This is a genomic window from Mycobacterium sp. (genome assembly GCF_036488105.1).
GTDB lineage: Bacteria > Actinomycetota > Actinomycetes > Mycobacteriales > Mycobacteriaceae > Mycobacterium.
Genome location: NZ_DASXHW010000263.1, coordinates 1 through 3,962 on the forward strand (window position 1 = coordinate 1; position 3,962 = coordinate 3,962).

Here is a 3,962-nt window from a genome sequence, read left to right on the forward strand (position 1 = left end):
ACCGCCCCGATGCCGCCGTAGTTGGCCGCGTCGTCGGCCTCGGCGTCGAAGAACGGCGGCTGCAGGATCGCGGCCGGGAAGACGACCTCGTTCATGCCCGGGTTGTAGTACGCGTTGACGGTCTGCGGCGTCATGAACCACTCGTCGCGGTCCACCGGGCCGCCGAGCTTGGCCAGCTCGCGGTCGTACTCCAACGCGTAGCCACGCTGGTAGTTGCCGTACAGGTCGTCGCGCGCGATGACGAGCGTCGAGTAGTCGCGCCACTTCGCGGGATAACCGATCTTCGGCGTGAACTTGTCGAGCTTGTCCAGCGCCCGCTGCCGGGTCTCCGGCGTCATCCACTCCAGGTCGGTGATGCTGACCCGATAGGCCTCGCGCAGGTTGGCCACCAGCTCGTCCATCCGGGCCTTGGCGTCCGGCGGAAAGTGCCGCTCGACGTAGAGCCGGCCGACGGCGTCGCCCATCAGGTTCTCGACCAGCGCGACGCCGCGCTTCCAGCGGTCGCGCAACGCCTCGGTGCCCGACAGCGTGCGCCCGTAGAACGCGAAGTTCTCGTCGACGAGGTCGTCGGTCAGCATCGACGCTCGCCCGCTGATCACCCGCCAGCGCAGCCAGCGCTTCCAGTCCTCGAGGTCCTCGCTCTCCCACAGCGCGGCGAAAGCGGTCAGCGCGTCGGGCTGGCCAACGACGACCTCGGCGGCCTGCTCGGTGGCGGCGCCCAGCGCGTGCAGCCACACGGCCCAGTCGAAACCGGTTGCCTCCGAGCTTAATTCGTCGAATGTGCGCAGGTTGTAGGTCAGGTCGGCGTCGCGGCGCTTCACCACGTCCCAGTGCGCGGCCGCGATCTTGGTTTCCAGCGCGACGATCTGCGCGGCGTTCGCATCCCAGTCGGCTTTTTGATCGCCGTAGACGAGCGCGAACATCCGCGCGATGTGCTTCGGGTACTCCGCGAGGATCGCCGCGTGCTGCGGGTCGCGGTAGTACGACTCGTCGGGCAGCCCGAGCCCTGACTGCGAAATGTGCAGCAGGTAGCGGGTGGAGTCCTTCGAGTCGGTGTCGACGTACACGCCGGTGCCACCACCGATGCCGGTCCGCTGCAGCTCGCCGAGCTCGGCCGCCAGCTGGGTGGGCGTCAGCGCGGCGTCGACGCCGGCGAGCTCATCGAGCAGCGGGCGGACGCCCAGGCCCGCGATGGTCTTGGCGTCCATGAAGCTGGCGTACAGGTCGCCGATGCGCTGCGGATCGGTGCCCTCGGCGGCGTTCGCCGCGGCGGCGTCGGTGATGATGTCGCGCACCTGCTCCTCGGCGCGGTCGGCTAGCAGCCGAAAGGCGCCGTCAGTGGCGCGGTCGGCGGGCATCCGATGGTCCGCCAGCCAGCGACCGTTGACGTGACCGAACAGGTCGTCTTGAGGGCGGGCACCAGCGTCGACATAGCTCAGGTCGATGCCCGAGCGGATAGCTTCTACCGTCACGCCACCATTGTTACTTAACCTCCGGGCTGGGTCTGACCGGCGGGCTTGCCCCCTCGCCGCTCTGCGGCTGGGGGCGCCCCCACCTCATCGCCCCGCGGGGGCTGCACCGTCGCCCGGCTAGGCTCACGGCCATGCCCGACGAGGAGCAGGCCGAGCCGACCGACGACCGCGCCGATGAGGCGACGCCCGACGAGTCCGTCGGCCGGGTCTTCTCGCCCTACGGCGTCGCATCGGCGGTGCTGGGTGCGCTGTGCGTGGCCGCCGTCGCGCTGGGCGTGGTGATCTGGAACTCCCATCGCAGCGACGTGGAAGAGCGCAGCTACCAGAGCCGGGCGATGCAGGCCGCGGCCGAGTGGACCGGCGTGCTGATCAACATGAACACCGACAACATCAAGGAAAGCTTGCAGCGGCTGCACGACGGGACCGTCGGGCAACTGAACGCCGACTTCGACTCGTCGATTCAGCCCTACCAGCAAGTGGTGGAGCGGTTGCAGTCGCGCAGCCGCGGCGAGGTCGAAGCGGTGGCGTTCGAGTCCGTGCACCACGACTTGGACGCCCAGCCCGGCCGTCTTGCGCCGGCTGAGCAATTGCCGGCGTCGATCGCCCGTCGCACCGACACGGTCATGGTGGTAGCCACCTCGGTCAGCGAAAATGCCGGTGGCAAGCCGCAAACCGTGCACTGGAACTTGCGGCTGGGGATCTCCGACGTGGACGGCAAGCTGATGATCTCCCGGCTGGAGTCGATCCGATGAGGAACGCCTGGCGGGTATTGACATTTGACGTCGCGGCACCGCTGGCCGCGATCGCCGCACTGCTGGCGATCGGCGTGGTGCTGGCGTGGCCGGCGTGGTGGGTGTCGTTGTGTTCGGTGCTGGTGCTGCTGATCGTCGAAGGCGTTGCAGTGAATATCTTTCTGCTGCGCCGTGATTCGGTGACAGTGGGTACCGACGACGATGCACCCGCGTTGCGCCTCGCCGTCGTCGCGCTGTGCACGGCGGCATTGGTCGCGGCCGTGCTCACCGGCTACCGGCACTGGACGACGCCGGACCACGACCTGAAGGTCGACACGGCCGAGGTGGTGCGCATCGCCACCAGCATGGCCGAGGCGACGGCGACGTTCTCGCCCCAGGAGCCGATGGCCGCCATCGACCGGGCGGTGGCCATGATGGTCCCGGAACAGGGCAACGCATTCAGGGACCAATTCGGTAAGGCCACAGGGGATCTGGCACACCGCAACGTCACCGCGACCGCGTCGACGGCGGAGGCCGGCCTCGAGGCGCTCGGACCCAGGGCCGCCAGCGTGGCGGTGATCATGCGGGCCACCCAGAATGAGCCGGGCCAACCGTCCAGCAACGCGGTGCTGGCGCTGCGGGTGACGCTCACCAAGCAGCAGGGCCGTTGGCTGGTGCTCGGCGTATCGCCGCTCAACCCTCGCTGATTCGCGAGATCGTAGCTATGGTCGTGGTTTCGAGAATCACAGCCACGACGGCTATTTCGCGCTAGCGTCGTCGGGGCGACCGATCATCTCCTAGCCGCGCGGCGGCCGCGGACGGGCGCGCTGGGGCGACTGCGGCTGTGGCGGTTCGTGCGACCGGGCCTTGGCGAAGCGGTCCGACAGTCGGCGCATCCGGATCATCAACGACGCCGACGGGCTGGTCGTGGCATCGAGGTAGGCGCCCAACTCGTCGGCGGGCACGCCGATCCGGGACGCGAACTCGGGCAGCTTCAGCCCGGACCGCTCGATCAGGACGCCGACGTGGCGGGCCACCTCGGTGCGCTCGTTGGCCTCCAGGTTGGCGCGGGCGCGGTCGAGCACTTCCGCGAGCGCTTTGGAGATGCCGTAGGGCCGTGACGTCTCCAGCACTTCTTCGACCTGGCGGGCGGTGCGCCCAAACGGATCGCGTTTGATCGCGACCGCGATCTGCTTCCAGGTGGCGATGTCGCCGCCTTCGAGCGCTGAGCGGATTGCCGAAGTCGGCCAGAACTCGACCGGGCGATCGCCGTTACGAGGACGCGCTGGAGGATGGTGCGGCGCCTGTCCATGGCGTCGATCCGCTGCCAACGTCACCTCGCCTCCTCCAGCATCGCCACCGCTACCGAGAGGCAGCGCTGTTTGACGCCTTCCCAGTCTGCCTTCGTATCGGACTCCGGCCAACCGTCGTTAACAAGATCCGACGGATGCGGGTCAGCAAGGCGACGGACCAACTGGCTGGCGATCCATTGTCGCCGGGGTGATTGACCAGAGTAATACCTGTCCATACCGGCCAGCACGACTGCGGCGGTCTCGGCGTCCATCGTGTCGACCAGCTCAGCAAATTCGGCGTAGTCCCGGCTGCTGTTGCGGCTCATGATCAGATAACCCTTGAGCCGCAGCGTCTCGGCGCCGGTCGGGACCTGCAGCCGGTCGCCGGTGGGCAGCTGCACGTGGGTGGTCTCCAGCGGGCTGCTCCGTTCGAAGTGCGGCTGATCGGGCTCGGTGTCGGCTTGCAA

Annotated in this window: 4 protein-coding genes and 1 pseudogene; 2 read left to right on the forward strand and 3 right to left on the reverse strand. The window is 68.3% G+C overall.

The genetic code is table 11. From position 1 onward, the window contains the following. On the reverse strand, positions 1-1,472 hold a 1,472-nt coding region (locus tag VGH54_RS13585; RefSeq protein WP_331512538.1), incomplete at its 3' end, for a M13 family metallopeptidase. Positions 1,473-1,603: 131 nt separating this feature from the next. Between VGH54_RS13585 and VGH54_RS13590 the strand changes: the two genes are divergently transcribed. Both VGH54_RS13590 and VGH54_RS13595 read left to right on the forward strand, forming a co-directional pair. Continuing rightward, positions 1,604-2,224 (forward strand): hypothetical protein, encoded by a 621-nt coding sequence (locus VGH54_RS13590; protein WP_331512539.1) that lies wholly within the window; start codon positions 1,604-1,606, stop codon positions 2,222-2,224. Further along, on the forward strand, positions 2,221-2,910 hold the full coding sequence (locus VGH54_RS13595; protein ID WP_331512540.1) for a hypothetical protein: 690 nt from the start codon (positions 2,221-2,223) through the stop codon (positions 2,908-2,910). Before VGH54_RS13590 ends, VGH54_RS13595 begins: the two co-directional genes overlap by 4 nt. Positions 2,911-3,000: 90 nt before the next feature. On the opposite strand, the gene VGH54_RS13600 is transcribed toward VGH54_RS13595, so the two are convergent. Together VGH54_RS13600 and VGH54_RS13605 are read right to left on the reverse strand one after the other, a co-directional pair. Further along, on the reverse strand, positions 3,001-3,540 hold the full coding sequence (locus tag VGH54_RS13600; RefSeq protein ID WP_331512541.1) for an XRE family transcriptional regulator: 540 nt from the start codon (positions 3,538-3,540) through the stop codon (positions 3,001-3,003). Continuing rightward, a pseudogene (locus VGH54_RS13605) lies at positions 3,537-3,962 on the reverse strand (hypothetical protein); the annotation flags it as partial. The pseudogene VGH54_RS13605 and the gene VGH54_RS13600, both read right to left, overlap by 4 nt.

What these genes read in the sequence shown, in the direction of transcription:
- VGH54_RS13590 (WP_331512539.1), top strand. Translation starts at nt 1,604, where the DNA reads ATGCCCGACGAGGAGCAGGCCGAGCCGACCGACGACCGCGCCGATGAG.
- VGH54_RS13595 (WP_331512540.1), top strand. Translation starts at nt 2,221, where the DNA reads ATGAGGAACGCCTGGCGGGTATTGACATTTGACGTCGCGGCACCGCTG.